The following is a 21,978-nucleotide window of genomic DNA, read 5'->3' as shown; positions in this document are numbered from 1 at the left end:
CACGTGCACGCGCGCCCCTACCTGTGGACAATGGAGAAGTTGCGCTCTTTCGGGCGCAGCAGATGTCTCTAGGAGGAACCGTGACCGACGGCCCGCTGATCGTCCAGTCCGACAAAACGCTGTTGCTCGAGGTCGATCACGAACTCGCGGGCGCAGCGCGAGCGGCCATCGCACCGTTCGCGGAGCTCGAACGTGCCCCCGAGCACGTGCACACCTATCGCATCACCCCGCTGGCCCTGTGGAACGCCCGTGCCGCGGGCCACGACGCCGAGCAGGTGGTCGATGCGCTGGTGAACTTCTCGCGTTACGCGGTGCCGCAACCGCTGCTGGTCGACATCGTCGACACCATGGCGCGCTACGGCCGGTTGCAGTTGGTCAAGAGCCCGATACACGGTCTGGTCCTGATCAGTCTGGACCGCGCCGTGCTCACAGAGGTGATGCGGCACAAGAAGATTGCACCCATGCTCGGCGCGATGGTCGACGAGGACACGGTGATCGTGCATCCGTCCGAACGCGGCCACGTCAAGCAGATGCTGCTCAAGATCGGTTGGCCTGCCGAGGACCTCGCCGGCTACGTCGACGGCGAAGCTCACCCCATCGAGCTCGACACCGAGGGCGGCAACTGGACGCTTCGCGACTACCAGGAGATGGCGGCCGATTCGTTCTGGGCCGGTGGCTCGGGAGTGGTGGTACTGCCCTGTGGTGCCGGCAAGACGATGGTCGGCGCAGCCGCGATGGCCCGAGCGAAGGCGACCACGCTGATTCTGGTCACCAACACCGTCGCCGGTCGGCAGTGGAAGCGCGAACTCATCGCCCGCACCTCGCTCACCGAGGACGAGATCGGCGAGTATTCGGGAGAGCGCAAGGAGATTCGCCCTGTGACAATCGCCACGTATCAGGTGATCACGCGTCGCACCAAGGGTGAGTACAAGCACCTGGAGCTCTTCGATTCCCGCGACTGGGGATTGGTGATCTACGACGAGGTGCACCTGCTCCCCGCGCCGGTGTTCCGCATGACGGCCGATCTGCAGTCCCGTCGACGCCTCGGCCTCACCGCGACCCTCGTCCGCGAGGACGGCCGCGAGGGCGACGTCTTCTCGCTGATCGGACCCAAGCGTTACGACGCTCCGTGGAAGGACATCGAGGCACAGGGCTGGATCGCGCCTGCCGAGTGCATCGAGGTTCGCGTCACCCTCACCGATGCCGAGCGCATGTCCTATGCCGTCGCCGAGCCCGAGGAGCGCTACAAGCTGTGCTCGACGGCGCACACCAAGATCGCCGTCGTGAAGTCGATCCTCGCCAAACATCAGGACGCTCCGACGTTGGTCATCGGCGCGTATCTCGATCAGTTGAACGAGCTCGGTGAAGCGCTGAACGCTCCGGTCATTCAGGGCTCGACCAAGAACAAGGAGCGCGAGGTGCTGTTCGACGCGTTCCGCAAGAGCGAGATCCAGACGCTCGTGGTGAGCAAGGTGGCGAACTTCTCGATCGACCTTCCGGAAGCCTCTGTGGCAGTTCAGGTTTCGGGAACATTCGGCTCCAGACAGGAAGAGGCGCAGCGCCTCGGCCGACTGCTCCGGCCGAAGCACGACGGCGGTCAGGCGCATTTCTACTCGGTGGTCTCCCGCGACACCCTCGACGCCGAGTACGCAGCCCACCGTCAGCGTTTCCTCGCCGAACAGGGCTACGCCTACCGCATCACCGACGCGGACGATCTGCTCGGTCCGGCGATCTGAGACGTCGGGTCCACTCGGGGCCGTGCTAGGAATACCTCTGTGCGCAAGTTCGAGTTCCCTGTAGACGTAGCCCACGCGAGGTCGGTCAACGAGACGTTCACCGAGCTTCGTCGGCTGCGTTCCTCCGCAGCGCTGACCGCCGTGTTCCTCATCGCGCTCGGGGCCTGGTTCATCTGGATCGCCGCTCCGTGGTCGTACATCCTCGGCGCGGTGTTCCTGATCGGCGCGGCCACCTCGCTCTGGGTGATGCTGTGGGCACCCCGAAAGATGGGTTCCATCGAATCGCAATATGCTGCAGGCGATCTGGTGCCGGCGATGGTGGCCGAGAAGCTACCGAGCGGAGCGATACTGCTGGCTCTGATCGACATCGCGAAGCCGGAGGTGGACGAGCCGCACTACGTGTTGATCACCCGCGTCGTGCGCACGCTTCCCGGCCACGCCGTCGAGCGGGGCGCTCAGGTGCCTGCGGTGTCGGTTCTCGCGGACCGTGGCCGCAACACCGGTGGGCGAACGTGGCAGTTGGCCACGGCGATGCCCATCGCATGGGGAACCACCGATCCGGGGGTCATCGCGCGGGCAGTCGAGGAGATCACCGAGGGCGAGTGGGCGTTGCTGCACGCCAACATCGGCCTGTCGGAGAAGGTCCGCACCGCCAAGAACCAACAGTTGCTCATCGATCCTGCGGATCTTCCCGACGACCTGCGCTGAATCGAAGCGCATCCCCGGCCTAGGCCAGGGATGGGATCACCTCGCGCTCGAAGAGTTCGATACCGGACCGGTCGTACGCCGCTTCGGGGAAGTAGAAGATGCCGTACGTCATCCCTTGTTCCTGCAGCGCTGTCAGATTCTCCACGATCTGCTCAGGAGTTCCCACTGCGGGCATCCCGCGGTACGCGTCGAGGGCACTGTGCGCCTTCTCGGCACCCACGTACTCGGTCAGGCGGCTTTCGAGCGCGCGCAATCGGTCTTCCACCTCGGCCTCGGTTGCACCGATGGCAACGTTGTAGTTCGCCGAGCGGACGATGGCATCGAAATCGGTACCCACGGTTGCACAATGTTCACGCAACAGAGCGGATTTGGTGGCGAAACCGGTGGGGGTTCCGTCGAAGTTGGTGTAGTTGGCGTACTTCGCGGCGATCTTCAGGGTGACCTTCTCGCCGCCACCCGCGATCCACAGCGGGATGCCGCCCTCCTGCAACGGCAGGGGTCGCACCACGGCACCGTCGATCTCGTAGTACTTTCCGTCGAGGAACACCTCGCCGGCCGTCCATGCCTGCTTGAAGATCTGCACGCCCTCGTCGAGCCTGCCCAATCGTTCTCCGGCAGAGGGAAATCCGTAGCCGTAGGCTCGGAACTCGTGCTCGTGCCAGCCGCCGCCGATGCCCATCTCGACGCGGCCGCCCGACACGATGTCCACGGTGGCAGCAACTTTGGCCAGGTAGGCCGGGTTGCGGTACGCCATCGCCGTGCACATCTGCCCGAGCCTGATCCGCGAGGTGGACGCGGCCAACGCGGACATCAGCGACCAGGCCTCGTGCGTGGCCTCGTCGGTCGCGGTGGGAACGGTATGGAAGTGGTCGTAGACCCACAGAGATTCCCACGGACCGGCCTCGGCGGCGAGCGCGTGGTCGCGCATCGCACTCCACTGCCGGGCAGGGTCGATACCGACGAGATCGAGACGCCACCCCTGTGGCACGAACAATCCGAATCGCATGACAGGCACAGTACAGACGCAGGGCGAACGACCGGCTGCCGTCTGTGAACTACGCTGCAGGAATGTCCGAGTCGTTCCCCTCGCGCACAGTGGCACGGTTGCGCCCGTTCGCATCGACGATCTTCGCCGAGATGACCGCGCTCGCCGTCCAGAAGAATGCCGTCAACCTCGGGCAGGGCTTCCCCGACACCGACGGCCCACCCGCCATGCTCGAGGCCGCGCGCCAGGCCATCGCCAGTGGGCTCAACCAGTACTCCCCCGGCCCTGGCATGCCGGTGCTGCGCGCTGCCATCGCCGAGGACCGGTCGGCGCGATTCGGTCTGCGCTACGACCCCGATTCGCAGATACTCGTCACCGTCGGTGCCACCGAGGCGATCTCGGCGTCCCTCCTCGGTCTGATCGAGCCGGGCGACGACGTCCTGCTGATCGAGCCGTTCTACGACTCCTATGCCGCCGCCATCGCTCTCGCCGGTGCCACCCGGACCGCCGTGTCGCTGGTCGCCGACGGCAACGGGTGGACCGTCGACACCGACGCCCTCCAACGCGCAATCGGGCCTCGCACGCGCATGCTGATCGTCAATTCCCCGCACAATCCCACCGGCACGGTCTTCGACCGCGACACCATGATCCGCATCGCCGAGATCGCGGTGGCACACGATCTGCTGGTCCTCAGCGACGAGGTCTACGAGCATCTCGTCTTCGACGGCCGCGTACACACGCCGATCGCGACACTGCCCGGGATGTTCGAGCGAACCGTCACCGTGTCGAGCGCCGCCAAGACCTTCAACGCCACCGGGTGGAAGACGGGCTGGGCGTTGGGGCCTGCCGAACTGATCGACGCCGTCCGCGCCGCCAAACAGTTCATGAGTTTCGTCGGCGGTACTCCGTTCCAACCGGCCGTGGCCTACGCGCTCGAGCACGAACAGGCCTGGATAGCCACGATGCGCGACGGCCTGCAACGCAAACGGGACACGCTCTCGGCCGCGCTCGCCGCCGCAGGAGCAGATGTGAAGTACAGCGCGGGAACGTATTTCGTCTGTGCCGACATCGCGGCGATCGGGCGCGGTGACGCCTACGACTTCTGCCGTGCCCTCCCGGACCTGGTCGGCGTGGCGGCGGTTCCGGTGACCGCGTTCGTCGACGAGCCGGGTCCGTGGAAATCATTGGTGCGCTTCGCTTTCTGCAAGCAGGACGAGGTTCTCGCCGACGCAGCCGAGAGGCTACGAAAGTTGTGACTGCGCAACCGACGATCCCGGCGTACTTCGTCAGGCAGGCCGTCGACCTCGCGACGAAAAGCGGGGTGGACCTGACCTACCCGCTGTCGATGGCCGGCATCGGTTCCACCATCCTCGACAATCCTGCGGAGCGCCTGACCACTCGGCAGGTCACCGCGTTCACCCAGGCGGTCTGGGCGATGACCGGCGACGAACTGTTCGGCCTCGCCGCAGTTCCGGTGCGACGCGGCAGCTTTCGCGTGGTGTGCCAGACGCTGATACACACCGAGAACCTGTGGGCTGCGCTGGTTCGGATGTCCGAGACCATGCGGGTGCTGATTCCGGTGCGCCCCATGACGATGGACCGAACCGAGGAATCCACGGTGTTGACCGTGCACGTCACCCCCACCACCCACCTCAGCCCGGAGGGCAACGAACTCGCCGAGCGACTGCTGACCGACTTCCTGTTGATTCTGCTGCACCGATTCGCGGCGTGGCTCATCGGCAACCGGGTCAAACTTCTGTCGGTCCAACTGCCCTACCCGCTGCCGGGACCCGAAGCGGGAAAGATGTACGACGCCATCTTCGGGACTCACGTGGAGTTCGGAACCGATCTGGCCACACTGGAATTCGACAGCGCGGTGATGCGGGCACCGATCGTGCAGACCGAGGCGACGCTGGCGGACTATCTCGCGGAGTCGCCCAACCTACTGTTCTCGTCTCGAGATTACGACAGTACGGCGTCGAGCCAGGTCCGCCGCGCCCTGGAAACCGGTTTCAAAGGTGGAGCACCGGGAACCGAGGAGATCGCGGCGATGCTCAACATCAGCCCACCGCACCTGCGACGAATTCTTCGGCAGGAGGGCACCTCCATCAACCAACTGCGCGAAGAAGTACTGCGCGATGCAGCGATCTCCGGGCTCAGTCGCGGCGACAGCGTCGACGACATCTCGACCCGCCTGGGGTTCTCCGAGCCCAGTGCCTTCCGCCGGGCCTTCAAGCGATGGACCGGCCAGACTCCCGGTGCTTACCGAGTCAACTGACGCAGAACTCGTTGCCCTCCGGATCGGTCATGGTGATCCAGACACTGGGGCCTTGGTGTCCTCGATGCAGTACCGGTGCACCCCGGGCCTGCAGTTGCGTGACCACCGTCTCGCGCTCGTCGCCGACGCGAATGTCGAGGTGCAACCGATTCTTCACCGTTTTCGGTTCGGGCACCGATTGGAACAACACCCGCGGGCTGCCGGGCGACTCGGGATCCGAGATGCCGGCACCCGCCCGCCACACCAGAACGCCCTCGAAGACGGTCGTGTCCTCTTCGCGGGCGTGGCCCGCGGCGACCATCTCACGGATGAAACTCTCGTTGCTGGGTTCGACCTGCCAGCCCAGCGTCTGCGCCCACCACTTCGCCAGCGCATGGGGGTTCGAGCTGTCGACCACAACCTGAAGTCCGTATCCCATGCGGGCACGATACCGCCACTCACTGGCAATGGGAACACCTGTTCGATACAGTCGATCCATGTCGCTCGCGATGCAAGGCTCCCTGTTCGGTGACGACGACGGTGGCGTCGGATCGCTGCAATCCGTCACCCGCCGCGAACTCACGCTCGGGGCGTGGGTGGACGTTCGACCGGGCTGGTTGGCCGGTTCCCACCTGTTCGATTCGCTGGTGGACGCCGTCGATTGGCGAGCCGAACGTAGGCAGATGTACGACCGCGTGGTCGACGTGCCGCGCCTGGTTCGGTTCTACGCCGAGCGCGAACGGTGGCCCGACGCAGCCCTGTACGACGCGCGCGATGCGCTCGACGATCACTACCGCACCGAACTCGGTGAATCGTTCGCCACCGCCGGACTGTGCTACTACCGCGACGGATCCGACAGCGTCGCCTGGCACGGCGACAACATCGGCCGCAGCGCCACCGAGGACACGATGGTCGCGATCGTATCGCTGGGTGCCACACGGCAACTCATGCTTCGACCGCGTGGCGGCGGAACGTCGCTGAAGTTCACGCTGGCCCACGGGGACCTGGTGGTGATGGGCGGCTCGTGCCAACGCACCTGGGAGCATGCGATTCCCAAGTCGACCCGCGCGATCGGCCCACGCATCAGCGTGCAGTTCCGACCGCGCGGGGTTCGCTGACGGGCCGGGTTCGTCAACGAGCGGTGATCGAGTTCCGTCGCTCCACCACCGCTGCGGCCAACTTGTCCAATTGCGTTGCCGTCGTGTCCCAATCGAGGCAGGCGTCGGTGATCGACTGCCCGTACACCAGCTCGTCCCGGTGGCCGAGTTCGAGATCCTGACGGCCCGCGACCAGGAAGCTCTCCAGCATCAGTCCGACGATGCCGTGTTCGCCTGCCGCCACCCGAGCGGCCACGTCGGTGACGACGTCGACCTGCTTGTTGTGGTCCTTACGACTGTTGCCATGGCTGGCGTCGATGACCACCCGCTCCGGCAGACCCGACTTACGCAGTCGCGCAACGGTATCGGCGACCGATTCGGCGTCGTAGTTCGGCCCGTCGACACCGCCGCGCAGGATCACGTGGCAGTCCGGGTTCCCGACGGTGCGAATGAGAGCCGCCTGACCGTCGAGATCGGTGCCGGGGAAGACGTGGCTCGCGGCGGCAGCGCGGGTGCCGTCGACCGCAACCTGGATGTCCCCCTCGGTGGAGTTCTTGATCCCCACCGGCATCGACAACGCGCTGCACAGCTGCCGGTGCACCTGGCTGGCCGCCGTTCGCGCACCGATTGCGCCGTAGCTGACCAGGTCTGCGATGTACTGCGGGGTGATCGGGTCGAGGAACTCGCACCCGACCGGCAGACCGAGCGCGGAAATGTCGAGCAGCAGTTGGCGTCCCACTCGCAGACCGGCGTTGATGTCGAAGCTGCCGTCGAGGTGCGGATCGTTGATCAAACCCTTCCAGCCCAGCGTCGTTCGCGGCTTCTCGAAGTAGACGCGCATGACGATGTGCAGGCGATCGCCCAGTTCGGATGCCTTGGCGGCGAGGCGTCGGGCGTAGTCGAGAGCAGCGGCGGTGTCGTGCACCGAGCACGGGCCGACGACGACGATCAGCCGATCGTCGCGGCCGTCCAGCACGTCGACCACGCCGGCGCGGCCGGTACGGACCGTGGCCGAGATCGCGTCGTCGACGGCATGCTCACGGCGCAGCACCGACGGAGCGATCAACGGACTGATGCTGATGGTCCGCTGATCGTCGAGAGGCGGGGTGTCGAGAGAGAGTGTCATGAGAGGGCGTTCCTGTTCCCAGGCCGGCTCCTCATGCTCCACACGCACTTCGAGCCGGTCTGTATCCGGCTCGTGGGGTGGAAGTTCAGCGCATGGCGTCGCTGGCTGACCCACCCGGGGCCGGCCTGCTAAACCAGAAATACGTGCGCTGCATGAGAGCACCGTAGCAGACGCTTCGTCGATGCATCTATGCTCGTCCCTGCAGTCGGTTCGCCAGGTGGTCATGAGGAGCCCCGAAGTTCACCACGGCGCCGAAGCGATGCGTGCGGTACGGCGCGTCGTGAGAGGGAACCCGGTGAGAATCCGGGACTGTCCCGCAGCGGTATGCAGGAACGACCGCCGTCAACAGCACTGAAGAGGCCTCTTCGGGAAGCGACGGCCAGTAGGAGTGGACTGTTCGTCCACGTGCCCGCGAGTCCGAATACCTGCCGTCTGTGCTGTGCACGCCGTGCGCAGCGGTTCACCGCCTCGTGGAATGGGCGCGTAACCCTGGTACGGCTGCTCGTGGGGCTCTCCGGGATTCGCGCGCCCGAGAAGGCGGTGCGCCATCGATGCAGCAGTCACCTGGAGAACTACCGTGAGTATCGAATTCACCGCCACCGTGCTCGGTTCCGCCCGTATCGGACCGAACCGAGAACTGAAGAAAGCCGTCGAATCCTACTGGGCCGGAACGCTCGACGCAGCCGCACTCGAATCCGTCGCGCGGACGTTGCGCGAGAACACCTGGCGAGAACTCGTCGCTGCCGGACTCGATTCCGTTCCGGTGAACACCTTTTCGTACTACGACCACGTGCTCGACACCGCGGTCATGCTCGGCGCACTACCCGAGCGGGTTCGGAGCATCAACAGCGAGCTGGACCGCTGTTTCGCCGCCGCCCGAGGCAACGAGACCGTCGCACCACTGGAGATGACCAAGTGGTTCGACACCAACTACCACTACCTCGTGCCCGAAATCTCCCCGGCGACAACCTTTTCACTGCATCCCGAGAAGGTGCTCGCCGAGCTCGAAGAAGCTCGCGCGCTCGATGTCCCGGCTCGACCGGTCGTCCTGGGACCGGTGACGTTCCTGTTGCTGTCAAAGGCAGTCGGCAGCAGCGCCCCGCTACTGGACCGCCTCGACGAGATTCTGCCGCTGTACGCGGAGCTGCTGACACACCTCGCCGATGCCGGGGCGAAGTGGGTCCAGCTCGACGAACCTGCGCTCGTGGCCGACCGCACGCAGCACGAGATCGACTGTGCGAAGAAGGCTTACGACTACCTGAGCGCAGTGTCGACGAGGCCTGCCATACTGCTGGCGTCGTACTTCGGTGACCTCGGTGCGGTACTGCCCGTGCTCGCGTCGACCGGTATCGAGGGATTGTCGATCGATCTGACGGTGCCGGGCACCGTCGAGCACGTTGCCGTGATACCTGCGCTCGCGAGCAAGCACATAGTCGCGGGCGTCGTTGACGGGCGCAACATCTGGCGGACGGATCTCGACAAGGCGCTGGCAACGTTGGCGAGCCTGTTGGGTAGTGCCGGCACGCTCGCGGTGTCGAGTTCGTGTTCGCTGCTGCACGTTCCGTACACCCTCGACGGAGAGACCGACATCGTCGATCCGCTCCGATCCTGGCTGGCCTTCGGTACCGAGAAGGTTGCCGAGGTGGCCGTCCTCGCGAGGGCGCTGCGAGAGGGCACCGAATCGGTGTCGTCCGAGCTCGAGCAGGCCCGAGCCGCGCTCGAGACTCGTCGCACCGACCCTCGTCTGCACGACGCGGCCGTTCGGGCACGTCTCGACGCGGGAATCTCCGTCGACCGCACCCCGGCCGAGGAACGCTGCCGGGCTCAGGCTGCGCGACTGGACTTGCCGTCGTTGCCGACGACCACCATCGGTTCGTATCCGCAGACCACGCAGATTCGACTCGCTCGGGCAGCCCTGCGCACCGGTGAGATCGACGACGCCGAATACGTATCCCGGATGCAATCCGAGATCGCCGATGTCGTTGCACTGCAGGAGAAGATCGGCCTCGATGTGCTGGTCCACGGCGAGCCCGAGCGAAACGACATGGTGCAGTACTTCGCCGAGCAGCTCAGTGGCTTCGCGGCCACGTCGAACGGCTGGGTCCAGTCGTACGGATCTCGGTGCGTTCGGCCGCCGATTCTGTACGGCGACGTCTCGCGCCCGAAACCGATGACCGTGCACTGGTCCGAGTACGCGCAGTCGCTCACCGACAAGCCGGTCAAAGGCATGTTGACCGGCCCGGTGACGATTCTGGCGTGGTCGTTCGTCCGAGACGACCTACCGTTGGCCGAATCCGCAGCCCAGATCGCCCTGGCGATTCGCGACGAGACGATCGATCTGGAGGCAGCGGGTATTCGAATCGTCCAGGTGGACGAACCTGCCCTTCGTGAGCTCCTCCCCCTGCGCTCGAAAGACACAGCGGCGTACCTGGACTGGGCCGTGCGATCGTTCAAGATCTCGACATCCGGCGTGTCCGACCACACGCAGATTCACACGCATCTGTGCTACTCGGAGTTCGGTGAGATTATCGACGCGATCGCCGACCTCGACGCCGACGTGACGTCGATCGAGGCGGCCCGCTCGCACATGGAAGTACTCGACGACCTTAACTCGATCGGATTCGACCTCGGTGTCGGCCCCGGCGTGTACGACATCCATTCACCGCGGGTGCCGAGCGTCGACGAGATCACCGAATCGCTGCGGGCGGCATTGAAAGCAGTTCCTGCCGAACGACTCTGGGTCAACCCCGACTGTGGACTCAAGACCCGCGGCGTGGCGGAGGTCGAGCGGTCGCTGAGAAACATGGTGCAGGCGGCGGCCGCGCTGCGCTGACCCAGGTGAGCGGAACTTCGACCCCTGCTACGAAGTTCCGCTCACCTCGTTCGCCAGGTACAGGCTAGGCTTACCTGCCTACGCCCGATCTGTGAAAGAGAACGAAGTGAAACGTCTACTCCTGGCCACCACGATCGCCGCGGTCACCGCACTGACCACTGTCGCCTGCGGCGGCACCGCCGAGCAGACGGCCACTCCCTCCACCGCGTCGACGTCGGTCACAGCCGATGCGGCCACCGACGCCCCCGGCCCGACCGGCATCCCCGACGGCATGGGTTCCGGTGCCGCGGACGGCGTGTTCCCCCGCACGGTCGGCCACTTCGGCGGCTCGACCGAGATCCCCGCCGAACCGAAGAAGATCGTCGTGATCGCCACCGGTCAGCTCGACGCAGCTCTCACTCTGGGCGTCGTACCCACCGGAGTCGCCTACGGGGACGGCGCCGCACTGGTCCCGGACTACATCAGCTTCTCGTTCCCGCAGTACGCGGATCGCATGTCGCAGTTCGTCGACGTCGGCAACCGACAGGAGGTCGACATCGAGGCCATCGCAGCCATCGAACCCGACCTCATCCTGGCGAACAAGACCGGCTCCGAGGACATCTACCCGACGCTCTCGACCATCGCGCCGACCGTGCTCACGGAGGGCACCGGAGTGAACTGGAAGCAGGACTTCCTACTGCTCGCCGACGCGTTGGGCCGAACCGAGCAGGCGCAGACCTTCATCGACAGCTTCACCTCCGACGCTGCGGCACTGGGTGATTCGTTTGCCGACACCGGCGCACCCACGGTCTCGTTCGTCCGCTTCACCGCCGATCGAGCGCGAGTGTTCGGCATCCCGTCGTTCGCGGGATACATCGCCTGGGATGCCGGTCTGGCGCGCCCGGACAGCCAGCAGTTCGACAAGACCTCGCAGGACTTCAGCGAGGAGGAAATTCAGCTCGCGAACGCGGACTGGGTGTTCGTATCGAGCCAGGACGCCGGAGCCGATTCCAGCGCCGCGTCGTACACCACCAACCCGCTGTGGACCGGAATGAGCGCGGCAACCGAGAACCACATCGTGCGCGTCGACGACGACCCGTGGTACCTCAATGCCGGCCCGACGGCGGCAACGATCGTGCTCGACGGCCTGAAGAGCGCCCTGCAGAGCTGACCCCCATGTGCATGGAACTTCGTAGCCCACTACGAAGTTCCATGCACATCGAACAGGTAGGTTGCGCACAACTTAACCGTGCACTACTGTTCTTGACGTGACCAACGAACTCGCACTCGACCGTCAGGTGTGCTTCGCGCTGTACTCCGCATCGCGGGCTACCACCGCGGTGTATCGCCCGATGCTCGACGAGCTCGGCGTCACGTATCCGCAGTACCTCGTACTGCTGGTGCTGTGGGAACGGGACGGGCGCGGCGTCAAGGACATCTGCGCCGAACTCGATCTCGACACCGGCACGCTGTCGCCGATGCTCAAGCGCCTCGAAGGCCTCGGTTTCATCGAGCGCCGACGCCTGAGCACCGACGAACGTCGGGTCGAGATCCACCTCACCGAGACCGGAAGTGCCATGCGCGCAAAGGCACTCGACATTCCACGAAAGCTGGCCGAGAAGACCGGCATGAACGTCGACGATCTCGTCAAACTCAAGGAGTCGCTCGACGCATTGACGAGCGCTCTGCATCACACCGATTCCGGCACGACAGAAGGAGCATCATGAAGACGATCTACACCGCCGAGGCACTGGCCACCGGTGAAGGCCGAAACGGCCACGCCCGCACTTCCGACGGACGGCTCGATCTCGACCTCGCCATCCCGGAGGCCATGGGCGGCAGCGGCAACGGCACCAACCCCGAGCAGCTCTTCGCCGCCGGCTACGCCGCATGCTTCCACTCCGCGCTGCAGATGGTCGCTCGTCAGGACAAGGCCGACGTCACCGATTCGGCCGTCGGCGCTCGTGTCGACATCGGCCCCAACGACGCGGGCGGCTTCCAGCTCGCCGTCACCCTCGAGGTGACCCTGCCCAATTTGAGCCGCGAGAACGCCCAGGCCCTGGCCGACAAGGCCCACCAGGTGTGCCCGTACTCCAACGCCACCCGCGGCAACATCGACGTCACCGTCACAGTCACCGAAGACGAGTAGAGGAAATCCCTTGAAGGCACACGAAATTCACCTCGCGTCCCGCCCAGAAGGCTGGCCGACGGAAGACAACTTTCGCGCGGAGGTCGTCGACCTTCCCGAACTCGCCGACGGGCAGATCCTCGTCCGCAACATCGTGATGTCGGTCGATCCGTACATGCGTGGGCGGATGAACGATGTGAAGTCGTACGTCCCGCCGTTCCAGCTCGACGCCCCACTCGACGGCGGTGCCGTCGGCGAGATCATCGAATCCAAGGCCGAGGGTTTCGCCGTCGGCGACGCCGTTCTGCACGGTAAGGGCTGGCGCGATGTCGCCGTCGTCCCCGCCAAGGGCGCAAGCAAGGTCGATCTCTCGGCCGCGAAGGCGTCCGCATACCTCAGCGCGCTCGGAATGACCGGCACGACGGCGTACGCAGGCCTGACCGAAGTCGCTTCGTTCAAGGAGGGCGACGTCGTCTTCGTCTCCGGCGCTGCAGGCGCAGTCGGTTCGCTCGTCGGACAGATCGCCAAGGCCCTCGGCGCATCTCGGGTCATCGGCAGTGCCGGATCCCCCGCGAAGGTGGCTCGCCTGCTCGAGCTCGGCTTCGACGCGGCGTTCGATTACCACGACGGCCCGGTTGCCGAGCAGTTGCGACAGGCAGCACCGGACGGCATCGACGTGTACTTCGACAACGTCGGCGGCGAGCACCTCGAGGCCGCCATCGGTTCGATGAACAAGTACGGCCGAATTGCCATGTGCGGAGCCATCGCTCAGTACAACTCGACCGAACCGACCCCGGCACCGCGCAACCTTGCCCTCGCCATCGGCAAGGAACTGACGCTCAAGGGCTTCATCGTCGGCTCCTACGCGCACGTGACCGAAGAGTTCCGCTCGAAGATGACCGAGTGGCTGGGCAGCGGCGCAGTCGAATTCGACGAGACGGTCGTCGACGGTCTGAACAACGCCCCCTCGGCGTTCATCGGCCTGATGAAGGGCGAGAACACCGGCAAGATGGTTGTCACCATCTAGGTAGAACCCGAACGGTTTCACCGCAGACCACACCCCGGCCGGAATTTCCGGCCGGGGTGTTTCCATGCCCAGACCGATTACAGTCGGTGCATGCCCGCCGCTCCCCTCCCGTTGCGCGACGGCCTCGATCCCACTCGGGTGCGGATGCCGGAGGTCGCGACCGGAGCGACGGTGCTCGAGTACCTGCGCGCCCGGTTCCCGCAGGACGCCGCCCGACTGACCGAGAAAGTTGCGAGCGGCGAGATCGTCGACGCAGCAGGCGTACCCGTCGATTCGACGACCGTCGCGAGACCGCGGGCGGACATCTACCTCTACCGCGACCCGCCGGTGGAGCCGACGGTACCGTTCTCACTCGACGTCCTCCATCGCGACGAGAACTTGCTCGTCGTCGACAAGCCGCATTTTCTGGCCACCACTCCGCGCGGCGCATACATCGCTCGCTCTGCCCTCGTTCTGCTCCGCCGCCGATTCGACCTGCCCGAGCTCAGCCCGGCGCACCGTCTGGACAGGCTCACCGCAGGGGTTCTGGTGTTCACCGTGCGACAGCAGGCCCGCCGGCCGTACCAGGAACTCTTCGCTCAACGCACCATCACCAAGCACTACGAGGCGATTGCCCCACGCTCCCGGGACATCGACTTCCCGCTGACGGTACGCAGCCGAATCATCAAGGAGCGCGGCGTTCTTCAGGCCCGAGAAGTACCGGGCGAGCCCAACGCGGAAACACTCGTCGAGCTCGTCGACACGTTCGGAGTCCACGGCCTGTATCGATTGCGTCCGCGAACCGGGAAGACGCATCAACTTCGAGTTCATCTGTGCTCGTTGGGCATTCCGATCGTCGGCGACAATTTCTATCCGTCGTTCCGTGAGGTCGCCGACGACGACTACTCAGATCCGCTTCGCTTACTGGCGCGTTCGATCGAATTCGTCGATCCGCTCAGCGGCCTGATTCGACGGTTCGAGAGCAATCGGAGTCTCGATCCGCCTGCGTCGCAGCAGCTTCCGACGTGAGCTCGGCGGTACGGACGGTGATTCGATGCGAGATGACCGCGAGCGCGAACAGTCCCACCGCCACATTCCCCAGCGCGGCGAAACCCTCCTGAGCGAAGTCCACGAGGGCGTTGAGAAGAGTGAAGATCAACGCGGACACCCGGAGGGTTCGCAGCGGCCAGAGCGGTCCCCGAGCACGCAAGCACAGCATCGCAGGCAGCGCCGTGACGAAGGTGAGGCAGGCACTGACGAACAGGATCCCGCTGGCGATTCCCATTCTGTCGACGTCGATCGTCAGGTCGCGTCGATCGATGTGCAGGTCCCCGATGACGAGCTCGACGATCCCGAACACCACACCCGCCCCGGAGAGCAGAACCAACCCCCACCCGACGACGGGAATCCACCGGGCGCTGGTGAAGAACGCGGGAATCAGCCGGGGAACGACATTTTTCAGCGAGTGGGTCCGCGACGTCGACTGTCGAGCGCGGCCGAGCAACAGTCGGGTCCCGGCCACGGTGTCCGCGTCGGCACCCTCGGCCTCGGCCCGCGCGACCATGCGTAGCGCCCAGTCGCGTCGATGCTCGGGTAGGCCGTGCGCGACGCCGTCGGCTGCGATCGCAGCCGCGTTGGCCAGCGATTCGTCGACCGAGGGCCGGCGGAACTCCCGAACGATCCTGCTGAACACCAACAGCAGCACCACCAGGACGTACATGATCTCCGACGAGGGTCCGTAGAAATAGTCGTTGTCCTTGGTGACGAATTTGCCGACTTCGTCGAGAAAGAGCCCGAATCCGATTCCGCCGAGCACCACCGTGAACACTCGAACGCCGAACCCGATGAACATCCACCCGATCAGCAACGCGAGCATCATCGCAGCGCCGCCGTACAGGGCGTGAGCGATGTGCAACGATTTGCCCCCGACCTGGGGATAGTCGGTCAACTCCAGGTAAGCCCTTGTGATCAGAATGGTCACGATGGCGACGACCATGAACGCCTCGGATGCACTGCTTCCGTAGGCATCGCGGATCATGCCACTGCGGTACGTGGTCCCCGGACGACCGGTCATCGATCGAGTATGTGCCGCCTGCCGTCGCCCGCGGGCCGTTTTCGCGGGCCGTTTTCGCGCCTCGATGTTTCCTGGGTTGACAAACCTCGTTGCCGAACCTGCAATGGTGTCATGGAAGATTCGATCTCTGGCCTGGACGAGGTCATCGCGGGCCTCGGTCCCCGCCTCAAGCGCATCAGGATGGAGAAGAACACCACCCTGGCATCGCTGTCGGACACCACGGGAATTTCGATCAGCACACTGTCGCGACTCGAGTCCGGTGACCGCAAGCCCAGCCTCGAATTGCTGTGGCCCATCGCTCGTGCCCATCAGATGAAACTCGACGATCTGGTGACCGCTCCGCCCGTGGCGGACCCTCGGGTGCGCACCACGGCCACCGTTCGCGAACACGTGACCATCCTGCCGCTGACGCTGCGTCCCGGCGGCCTTCAGGCGTACAAGCTCCTGGTCCGCCCGGAAGGCTCGGAGCCGCGTCCGCGGACACACGAGGGGTACGAGTGGTTGTACGTCCTCGACGGCACCCTGCGGCTGATTCTCGGCGAGCACGATCTGACGATGAAGGCAGGCGAGGCAGCCGAATTCGACACCCGTGTGCCGCACTGGTTCGGTGCCGTCGGAAACCGACCGGTGGAGCTTCTGAGCCTGTTCGGACCCCAGGGCGAGCGGATGCACGTGCGGGCGAAACCGACGGTATGAAATGTCATGTCCGTGTGAGACAGTGAAGCCGCTCGACGCCAGGATCCACTTCGGTCATCCGCACCGACCACACACCATCTCGAGGAAAAAGATGACCGACAGACTGCCCGAATCGCCTGCGTCCCGCACTCACGTGGACATCGCAACCGGAGTGCTCATCGGGATCCACGGTGGATCCGTTGCCGACGCCATCGACGAGCTGTTCACGACCGCGAGACATCACCGGGTCAGTCTGTTCGAGCTCTCTCGCACGCTCATCACCGTCGCGGAGGGCCGCGACATCGAGCGATCCTCCGCCACCGACGCGGTGTACGAGGTCTGGGGATCGGCACTAGGCCGTCGAGGCGCAGAGACGACCTTCGGCCTGGTCACCGATTCCGCTGCCCTCTGATCGAACGAGCGCTCCGGAGAGCTAGCCGCGAACGGATGGGTCGCTGCGCAGCTCCGGAAAGCGTGCCGTCATCGCGTCGATGTGTCGGTACATCTCGTAGAGCTCGGTTCGGAGCGTCGACGCCTCGGACTCGAACGCTCGGGCACGGGATTCGGCGCGATCCGCGCGAGCTCGAAATGCCTCGGACTGCGCCAGTTCGATGGACGCCGAGCATGTCTCGATATGTTCGGCCAGCCCTCTCGCGAACACCCTCGCCTGCTCGAGGTTGACGGCATAGTTGTCGTCTCGCGGAGCCGGTGACGCCGCACCGTTCGCTGTGCCCATGGAAACTCGTCACCCTCGATCGTCGGCGGAAATTCTTTCGCGACTCTACGCTCGGTGCCGCACGCTTCGTCCGTGAACCGGCGTCACCCGAAGACGAGTGCCAGCACCACCGATGCCGAGGTGGCAGCGATCGCGATGACGATGGTCGCCGCGATCGCCCGCTGCCGCACCGTTCGGTAATTCGACCCTGCGCGGTCGTACTCCGAGTCGTCCTGATCGCCGTCCCGGCCGTAGAAGTCGTCCGAGTTCAGCCCGTCCTCGTCGAAATACACGACGTCTCGTGGCGGCACCCAGTGCTGACCGTTGGCTTCGATCGCGGCACCCAGCCGCTCCAGCCGTATCCGAGCGCGAGTGGGATACCAATCGGAGGGCGCGTGGATGGGCAGTGCCCGCGCAATCATCAGAGGCGACCGGTACTGCTTCTCCAGGGCGGCGAACGCTGCGGACGCCGTCGGATCGTCGTCGGACTTGTCGGTGAGGAACCAGACGGCTCCGGCCGCCGCACGATCGCCGAGTACCAGATGCGTGTACGCGAGCAATTCTAGGATGCCGGGCGACGTCGGGTTCCGGACCAGTGCGCCGACCAGCCGATCTCGAGCGGCGATACTGTCTCCGCGCGCCAGATCCTCCTGAGCTCGATCGATCACGTCCACGCGTCGACAATAACTCCTGGGAACGAAAAAGCCCCTGCCGGACGACCGGAAGGGGCTTTTATCGTGCTTGTCGATCCAACACCGTGGTGGCCAGGGCCGGGATCGAACCGGCGACCTTCCGCTTTTCAGGCGGACGCTCGTACCAACTGAGCTACCTGGCCGGGCGGCACCGGTGAAACAATGCCATCGCAATGTCGGTACCTTCGTACCGATGTTGCGACCCTGACGGGACTCGAACCCGCGACCTCCGCCGTGACAGGGCGGCGCGCTAACCAACTGCGCCACAGGGCCTTGCTGTTGTTGCCGCGCTATTTCTAGCGCACCAACTCTCCGAACTGCAAATCCGCATCACGCGGGAAGCGAAACGAAGAATGCTGTACTGCCGACCGGATTGTCAATCCGATCTCTTCCTACGTACCCCCTACGGGATTCGAACCCGCGCTACCGCCTTGAAAGGGCGGCGTCCTAGGCCGCTAGACGAAGGGGGCCCGCCGAACTGCTTCGACGTTACCCTCAACGGCGTTCCGTTGGGAGCTGGGATAGCTTAGGACACTTTCGCTGCAAATCTCAAACCGGCAGGTCAGAGGTGGTTTTCGCGCAGTTTTCGCCGTAGTGCTCCCACCCGTGCAGTTTGAACTCGGCGAGCCAACGCTCGGACGCCATGGCGAGCAGTACGACCTCGACGGATTCCTCGAACCGCTCGCGCAGATCCGCGTTGTCGGCAACCAGATCCGACATGTACCGCTGACCGGCCATCGACGCGGCAAGCACCCGCACGAATTTGGCTGCGTCGAACTCCGGCTTGAGGTCGCCCATCGCGAGAGCGCGCTCGGCTTGCTTGTGGCCTTGAGCTCCCCAGACGCGACCGCCCCCGGAGTGCACCTCCGCGTAGAACTCCGGCTCGACTATCAACCGGAACTCGGCGCGCACGATCACGTCGTTCTGGAAGTTCTGCGCGATGTCGTCCACGATCCCGCGGATGACCCAGAACGGGTGTGCGGTGGTGTCGGCCCACTTCTCCGTGATGGCGACGTACCGATCCAGACCGGCCCCGAGCACGGCTCGGGCCAGATCTTCCTTCGACTGGAAATGGAAATACATCGCACCCTTGGTGGCGTTGGAGCCCTCCAAGATGGTGTTGACGGATGCCGCTGCGTATCCACGCTTGGCGAATTCCGCCGCCGCCGCCTCCACGATGGCAGCCCGGGTCCGCCGTGCGCGCTCTTGTTGTGCCATTTATTCCGTGCCTCCGAGCCCCAAGCGCCCTGCGTATCCGCAGGTAGTACATATAGAGAGTACTTCACCCGAACGACACGTGAGTCGACTCACCTACGGTTCGCTTCGCCACACACATCCGTCGGAAAAATCGGTTAGGCGTCCGAAACAAGCCGGATGGTATGATCTGCGCGGCTCGAGTGCGCTGCAGGGGGTGCGCACTCGAGCCGCTTTCCACTCGGTCCACCGCTGTCGCCGACGCGACCTTCTTCGGACCGCCCCCCTTACCGACCCCGTGCCGACTTGCGGCTCGACCGATTCGCCAGCGGCAGCGACCCGGGGTACAGCCGAGTTCCGTGAAACGAACGATCGACGTATCCTTCACGTCGCTCAGAGCACACCACGCACTTTCGGTTGAAAACCGAATTACATTTCACGGTAACGGATCTCGGACCAGAACTGATTCGCGTTGCTCGTTAGCATTTCAAATCTAGTGATCGGCAATCGAATACGCCGAAACCGCTGTCTGCCCTCGGTCAAATCCATTGCCCGGTAATCGATATGAGAAAGACCGGTCGGTAACGTTTTCGACACGTTCCCGGACTCGCACCGAACTCGCACCTGTACTGAATTACTGTGACATGCACCACATGGAGTAGTTCGGCCGATCGGAAACGAGTGCATGCCATGAAGGTGCCGATTCGCGTATTTCGTTCCATCACAACGTCGTTCGCGGTGGTCGTACTCGCTCTGTCGACGACCGGCACGGCGCCTGCAGACCCCCTGGGCAACTTCGTGGCCCCCGTCGCCGACCCGGCTCTCTATCTACCCACCCCACTGGGTGAGCCCTGGTTCGATCCCCCTGCAGGCTACGAACAACAACCTCCCGGGACCGTACTCGCAACCAGACAGGTGACCGTCGGACCGTTGTTCACGCCGGTCACCTCGACTCAGATCCTGTTCCGCACCAACGATTCCAAGGACCGTCCCGTCGCTGCGGCCACCACCGTGATCGTGCCGGTCGCACCGTGGACCGGAGCCGGGAGCCGACCCGTCGTGGCATACAACATGGCCATCAATTCACTCGGCAACACCTGTGCGCCGTCGTGGCTGCTTCCTCGCGGCCTCGCCCGAGAGATACCGGCCGTTCAGGCGTTCCTGGCCAAGAACTACGCCGTCGTCGTCACCGATCACGAGGGGCCACGGCAGGCCTACGCCGCCGGACGCATGGCCGCACACGCGGTGCTCGACGCCCTCCGAGCCATGGTTCGACTCCCCGAGCTCGGCGTGCCTGCGTCTTCTCCCATCGCCATGACGGGGTACTCGGGTGGGGCGATCGCCACAGGATGGGCGGCACAATTGGCCCCCACGTACGCGCCCGATGTGAATCTGGTGGGCGCGGCGTTCGGTGGTCCACCGACCGATTACCGGATTCTGCTGACGTCGATGAACGGCACGGCCGCATCGACGCTCTTCCTGTCGGCGGCGCTCGGGGTGGCACGGGAATACCCCGAGATGTTCTCGCTGATGAACGCCGACGGACTGCGTCTGGCCACGATCGCCAAGGACCTGTGCGTCGGTCTGCTCGCCCCCGGTGGCGTGGTGGCTCCGATCCCGGCACAGGCGCTCTCGAACGTTCCGAATGTCGATCGCACCGAGATCGCCGAGAGCATCATCGCCGCGACACGTCTCGGCGGCGACCTCGCGCCCACCATCCCCACCATGATCTATCAGGGCAGGCAGGAGTTCTGGATTCCTCGACAGGGAGCCGAGACCCTCTACGACGAGTGGTGCGCCCAGGGTGCGAACGTCAGACTCGAGGAATATCTCGGCGAACACCTGATCGTCGCCCTCAGCGGCATTCCCGGCGCGTACGCCTGGATCGACGACCGGCTGGCAGGCATTCCGGTGCCGAGCGGATGCAGCAGCTTCGGGCGCTGACCCGTCGGAACCCACTGCCGGGGGTACTGCCCGTTGGCGCTACGCGGCCCATTACACTTTCGAGCCGCGCCCCTATAGCTCAGTTGGTAGAGCTACGGACTTTTAATCCGCAGGTCGTAGGTTCGAGTCCTACTGGGGGCACCACACACCGTCCGAGTAACAGTGCTCACACCTGTCCGGAACGTACACTCGGGCGTAACGATCGGCCGAGACCGAGCGACGTGTTGGGGGAACTGCAGCGGTCGTGCACTCGCGAAGGCCGGTCGCAAGATCGACGCTCGGGGGAGACTTCGCGCCGATCGACACCGAACATCACGACCGCCGGAACAGCAAGTGAACAGCCACGACGAGGTTCACACCGAACCTACGGTGCCGTAAGCTGGACCGGTCGTACGCAATCTATGGAGGCGATCTAATGGCGAGGGATCTGACACAGCTCGAGCTTCTGCAAGAGCTGGTGCCCACTGCCGAGGACAATGTGAACCGTCACATCTCGATGGCTCGGGAGTGGCACCCTCACGACTACGTACCGTGGGACGAAGGTCGTAACTTCGCCGCACTCGGCGGCCAGGACTACGACCCGGAGCAGTCCAAGCTCTCCGACGTCGCACAGGCCGCGATGATCACCAACCTCCTCACCGAGGACAACCTGCCGTCCTACCACCGGGAGATCGCCGAGAACTTCTCCCAGGACGGTGCCTGGGGTACCTGGGTCGGCCGGTGGACCGCCGAGGAGAACCGGCACGGCATCGTCATGCGTGACTACCTCGTCGTCACCCGCGGCGTCGATCCCGTCGCCCTCGAAGAAGCCCGCATGATCCACATGACC

The 21,978-nt window shown here is 64.8% G+C and carries 22 protein-coding genes, 4 tRNA genes and 1 riboswitch; of the genes, 16 read left to right on the top strand and 10 right to left on the bottom strand.

Translation table 11 applies throughout. The features are described from left to right. Positions 1–80: 80 nt before the first annotated feature. Both CH276_RS06980 and CH276_RS06975 read left to right on the top strand, forming a co-directional pair. Positions 81–1,736: a DNA repair helicase XPB gene (locus tag CH276_RS06980; RefSeq protein ID WP_094631271.1), complete on the top strand. Its 1,656-nt coding sequence runs from the start codon at positions 81–83 to the stop codon at positions 1,734–1,736. 39 nt (positions 1,737–1,775) lie between these two features. Next, positions 1,776–2,444 (top strand): DUF3239 domain-containing protein, encoded by a 669-nt coding sequence (locus CH276_RS06975; protein WP_094631140.1) that lies wholly within the window; start codon positions 1,776–1,778, stop codon positions 2,442–2,444. Between the two features lie 19 nt (positions 2,445–2,463). Here CH276_RS06975 and CH276_RS06970 read toward each other — a convergent pair whose 3' ends face one another. Beyond that, positions 2,464–3,450: an LLM class F420-dependent oxidoreductase gene (locus CH276_RS06970; protein ID WP_094631139.1), complete on the bottom strand. Its 987-nt coding sequence runs from the start codon at positions 3,448–3,450 to the stop codon at positions 2,464–2,466. A gap of 62 nt (positions 3,451–3,512) precedes the next feature. Between CH276_RS06970 and CH276_RS06965 the strand changes: the two genes are divergently transcribed. Both CH276_RS06965 and CH276_RS06960 read left to right on the top strand, forming a co-directional pair. After that, positions 3,513–4,685 carry a pyridoxal phosphate-dependent aminotransferase gene (locus CH276_RS06965; RefSeq protein ID WP_094631270.1) on the top strand — a complete coding sequence of 391 codons (1,173 nt, stop codon included), beginning with the start codon at positions 3,513–3,515 and terminating at the stop codon, positions 4,683–4,685. Continuing rightward, entirely contained in the window at positions 4,682–5,707 is a 1,026-nt protein-coding gene (locus tag CH276_RS06960; protein ID WP_094631138.1) for an AraC family transcriptional regulator, read from the top strand. Before CH276_RS06965 ends, CH276_RS06960 begins: the two co-directional genes overlap by 4 nt. On the opposite strand, the gene CH276_RS06955 is transcribed toward CH276_RS06960, so the two are convergent. After that, the gene (locus CH276_RS06955; protein WP_094631269.1) at positions 5,700–6,125 is read right to left on the bottom strand and encodes a VOC family protein; all 426 of its coding nucleotides are present in this window, start codon (positions 6,123–6,125) and stop codon (positions 5,700–5,702) included. The genes CH276_RS06960 and CH276_RS06955 overlap by 8 nt on opposite strands. A gap of 58 nt (positions 6,126–6,183) precedes the next feature. Here CH276_RS06955 and CH276_RS06950 point away from each other — a divergent pair, with 58 nt between their 5' ends. Then, positions 6,184–6,804: an alpha-ketoglutarate-dependent dioxygenase AlkB gene (locus CH276_RS06950; RefSeq protein WP_032395863.1), complete on the top strand. Its 621-nt coding sequence runs from the start codon at positions 6,184–6,186 to the stop codon at positions 6,802–6,804. Positions 6,805–6,817: 13 nt separating this feature from the next. Here CH276_RS06950 and CH276_RS06945 read toward each other — a convergent pair whose 3' ends face one another. Further along, positions 6,818–7,909: a 3-deoxy-7-phosphoheptulonate synthase gene (locus CH276_RS06945; RefSeq protein WP_094631268.1), complete on the bottom strand. Its 1,092-nt coding sequence runs from the start codon at positions 7,907–7,909 to the stop codon at positions 6,818–6,820. Between the two features lie 249 nt (positions 7,910–8,158). Continuing rightward, positions 8,159–8,356, top strand: a riboswitch (cobalamin riboswitch). Positions 8,357–8,486: 130 nt separating this feature from the next. Here CH276_RS06945 and metE point away from each other — a divergent pair. From metE to CH276_RS06915, 6 genes are all read left to right on the top strand, one after another. Continuing rightward, the gene (gene metE / locus CH276_RS06940) at positions 8,487–10,742 is read left to right on the top strand and encodes a 5-methyltetrahydropteroyltriglutamate--homocysteine S-methyltransferase (protein ID WP_094631137.1); all 2,256 of its coding nucleotides are present in this window, start codon (positions 8,487–8,489) and stop codon (positions 10,740–10,742) included. A gap of 106 nt (positions 10,743–10,848) precedes the next feature. Beyond that, positions 10,849–11,892, top strand: coding sequence for an ABC transporter substrate-binding protein (locus CH276_RS06935; RefSeq protein WP_094631267.1), 1,044 nt, complete (start codon positions 10,849–10,851; stop codon positions 11,890–11,892). Positions 11,893–11,989: 97 nt separating this feature from the next. Next, on the top strand, positions 11,990–12,448 hold the full coding sequence (locus CH276_RS06930; protein WP_032395865.1) for a MarR family winged helix-turn-helix transcriptional regulator: 459 nt from the start codon (positions 11,990–11,992) through the stop codon (positions 12,446–12,448). After that, the gene (locus CH276_RS06925; RefSeq protein WP_027495882.1) at positions 12,445–12,870 is read left to right on the top strand and encodes an organic hydroperoxide resistance protein; all 426 of its coding nucleotides are present in this window, start codon (positions 12,445–12,447) and stop codon (positions 12,868–12,870) included. The genes CH276_RS06930 and CH276_RS06925 overlap by 4 nt, the downstream gene beginning before the upstream one ends. Before the next feature lie 10 nt (positions 12,871–12,880). After that, positions 12,881–13,876: an NADP-dependent oxidoreductase gene (locus CH276_RS06920; RefSeq protein WP_094631136.1), complete on the top strand. Its 996-nt coding sequence runs from the start codon at positions 12,881–12,883 to the stop codon at positions 13,874–13,876. Between the two features lie 90 nt (positions 13,877–13,966). Continuing rightward, complete coding sequence (locus CH276_RS06915; protein WP_094631135.1) at positions 13,967–14,884, top strand: pseudouridine synthase; 918 nt, start codon at positions 13,967–13,969, stop codon at positions 14,882–14,884. Here CH276_RS06915 and CH276_RS06910 read toward each other — a convergent pair. Next, positions 14,811–15,929, bottom strand: a complete 1,119-nt coding sequence (locus tag CH276_RS06910) for a hypothetical protein (RefSeq protein WP_094631134.1) — start codon at positions 15,927–15,929, stop codon at positions 14,811–14,813. The genes CH276_RS06915 and CH276_RS06910 overlap by 74 nt on opposite strands. Before the next feature lie 111 nt (positions 15,930–16,040). Between CH276_RS06910 and CH276_RS06905 the strand changes: the two genes are divergently transcribed. Continuing rightward, the gene (locus CH276_RS06905; RefSeq protein WP_094631133.1) at positions 16,041–16,625 is read left to right on the top strand and encodes a helix-turn-helix domain-containing protein; all 585 of its coding nucleotides are present in this window, start codon (positions 16,041–16,043) and stop codon (positions 16,623–16,625) included. Positions 16,626–16,716: 91 nt separating this feature from the next. Next, entirely contained in the window at positions 16,717–17,016 is a 300-nt protein-coding gene (locus CH276_RS06900; protein WP_141214673.1) for an ANTAR domain-containing protein, read from the top strand. Positions 17,017–17,037: 21 nt separating this feature from the next. Here the strand turns inward: CH276_RS06900 and CH276_RS06895 are convergent, their stop codons facing one another. The 6 genes from CH276_RS06895 to CH276_RS06870 all read right to left on the bottom strand — a co-directional run bounded on the left by CH276_RS06895 (position 17,038) and on the right by CH276_RS06870 (position 19,229). After that, positions 17,038–17,340: a hypothetical protein gene (locus CH276_RS06895; RefSeq protein WP_094631132.1), complete on the bottom strand. Its 303-nt coding sequence runs from the start codon at positions 17,338–17,340 to the stop codon at positions 17,038–17,040. An 83-nt stretch (positions 17,341–17,423) separates the two neighbouring features. Further along, positions 17,424–17,993, bottom strand: a complete 570-nt coding sequence (locus tag CH276_RS06890; RefSeq protein WP_094631131.1) for a DUF6584 family protein — start codon at positions 17,991–17,993, stop codon at positions 17,424–17,426. An 84-nt stretch (positions 17,994–18,077) separates the two neighbouring features. Beyond that, positions 18,078–18,154, bottom strand: a tRNA-Phe gene (locus CH276_RS06885). Between the two features lie 56 nt (positions 18,155–18,210). Continuing rightward, positions 18,211–18,284 (bottom strand) — tRNA-Asp (locus CH276_RS06880). Between the two features lie 124 nt (positions 18,285–18,408). Next, positions 18,409–18,481, bottom strand: a tRNA-Glu gene (locus tag CH276_RS06875). A 79-nt stretch (positions 18,482–18,560) separates the two neighbouring features. After that, on the bottom strand, positions 18,561–19,229 hold the full coding sequence (locus CH276_RS06870) for a TetR/AcrR family transcriptional regulator (protein WP_094629808.1): 669 nt from the start codon (positions 19,227–19,229) through the stop codon (positions 18,561–18,563). A 666-nt stretch (positions 19,230–19,895) separates the two neighbouring features. Here CH276_RS06870 and CH276_RS06865 point away from each other — a divergent pair. The 3 genes from CH276_RS06865 to CH276_RS06855 form a co-directional block, all read left to right on the top strand. Continuing rightward, positions 19,896–21,149 carry a lipase family protein gene (locus CH276_RS06865; RefSeq protein WP_094629807.1) on the top strand — a complete coding sequence of 418 codons (1,254 nt, stop codon included), beginning with the start codon at positions 19,896–19,898 and terminating at the stop codon, positions 21,147–21,149. Positions 21,150–21,217: 68 nt separating this feature from the next. Next, positions 21,218–21,293 (top strand) — tRNA-Lys (locus tag CH276_RS06860). Positions 21,294–21,564: 271 nt separating this feature from the next. After that, positions 21,565–21,978: acyl-ACP desaturase (locus CH276_RS06855; protein WP_176459146.1), on the top strand; the 414-nt coding region annotated here is incomplete at its 3' end.

This window comes from Rhodococcus sp. 06-470-2 (genome assembly GCF_002258235.1).
Classification (GTDB): Bacteria; Actinomycetota; Actinomycetes; order Mycobacteriales; family Mycobacteriaceae; genus Rhodococcoides.
This window is presented reverse-complemented; position numbering and strand designations above follow the sequence as displayed.

Coding starts and splice junctions, on each gene's coding strand:
- CH276_RS06910 (WP_094631134.1), bottom strand. CDS start 15,929: ATGACCGGTCGTCCGGGGACCACGTACCGCAGTGGCATGATCCGCGAT.
- CH276_RS06905 (WP_094631133.1), top strand. CDS start 16,041: ATGGAAGATTCGATCTCTGGCCTGGACGAGGTCATCGCGGGCCTCGGT.
- CH276_RS06945 (WP_094631268.1), bottom strand. CDS start 7,909: ATGACACTCTCTCTCGACACCCCGCCTCTCGACGATCAGCGGACCATC.
- CH276_RS06950 (WP_032395863.1), top strand. CDS start 6,184: ATGTCGCTCGCGATGCAAGGCTCCCTGTTCGGTGACGACGACGGTGGC.
- CH276_RS06895 (WP_094631132.1), bottom strand. CDS start 17,340: ATGGGCACAGCGAACGGTGCGGCGTCACCGGCTCCGCGAGACGACAAC.
- CH276_RS06865 (WP_094629807.1), top strand. CDS start 19,896: ATGAAGGTGCCGATTCGCGTATTTCGTTCCATCACAACGTCGTTCGCG.
- CH276_RS06965 (WP_094631270.1), top strand. CDS start 3,513: ATGTCCGAGTCGTTCCCCTCGCGCACAGTGGCACGGTTGCGCCCGTTC.
- CH276_RS06915 (WP_094631135.1), top strand. CDS start 13,967: ATGCCCGCCGCTCCCCTCCCGTTGCGCGACGGCCTCGATCCCACTCGG.
- CH276_RS06870 (WP_094629808.1), bottom strand. CDS start 19,229: ATGGCACAACAAGAGCGCGCACGGCGGACCCGGGCTGCCATCGTGGAG.
- CH276_RS06970 (WP_094631139.1), bottom strand. CDS start 3,450: ATGCGATTCGGATTGTTCGTGCCACAGGGGTGGCGTCTCGATCTCGTC.
- CH276_RS06955 (WP_094631269.1), bottom strand. CDS start 6,125: ATGGGATACGGACTTCAGGTTGTGGTCGACAGCTCGAACCCCCATGCG.
- CH276_RS06925 (WP_027495882.1), top strand. CDS start 12,445: ATGAAGACGATCTACACCGCCGAGGCACTGGCCACCGGTGAAGGCCGA.
- CH276_RS06900 (WP_141214673.1), top strand. CDS start 16,717: ATGACCGACAGACTGCCCGAATCGCCTGCGTCCCGCACTCACGTGGAC.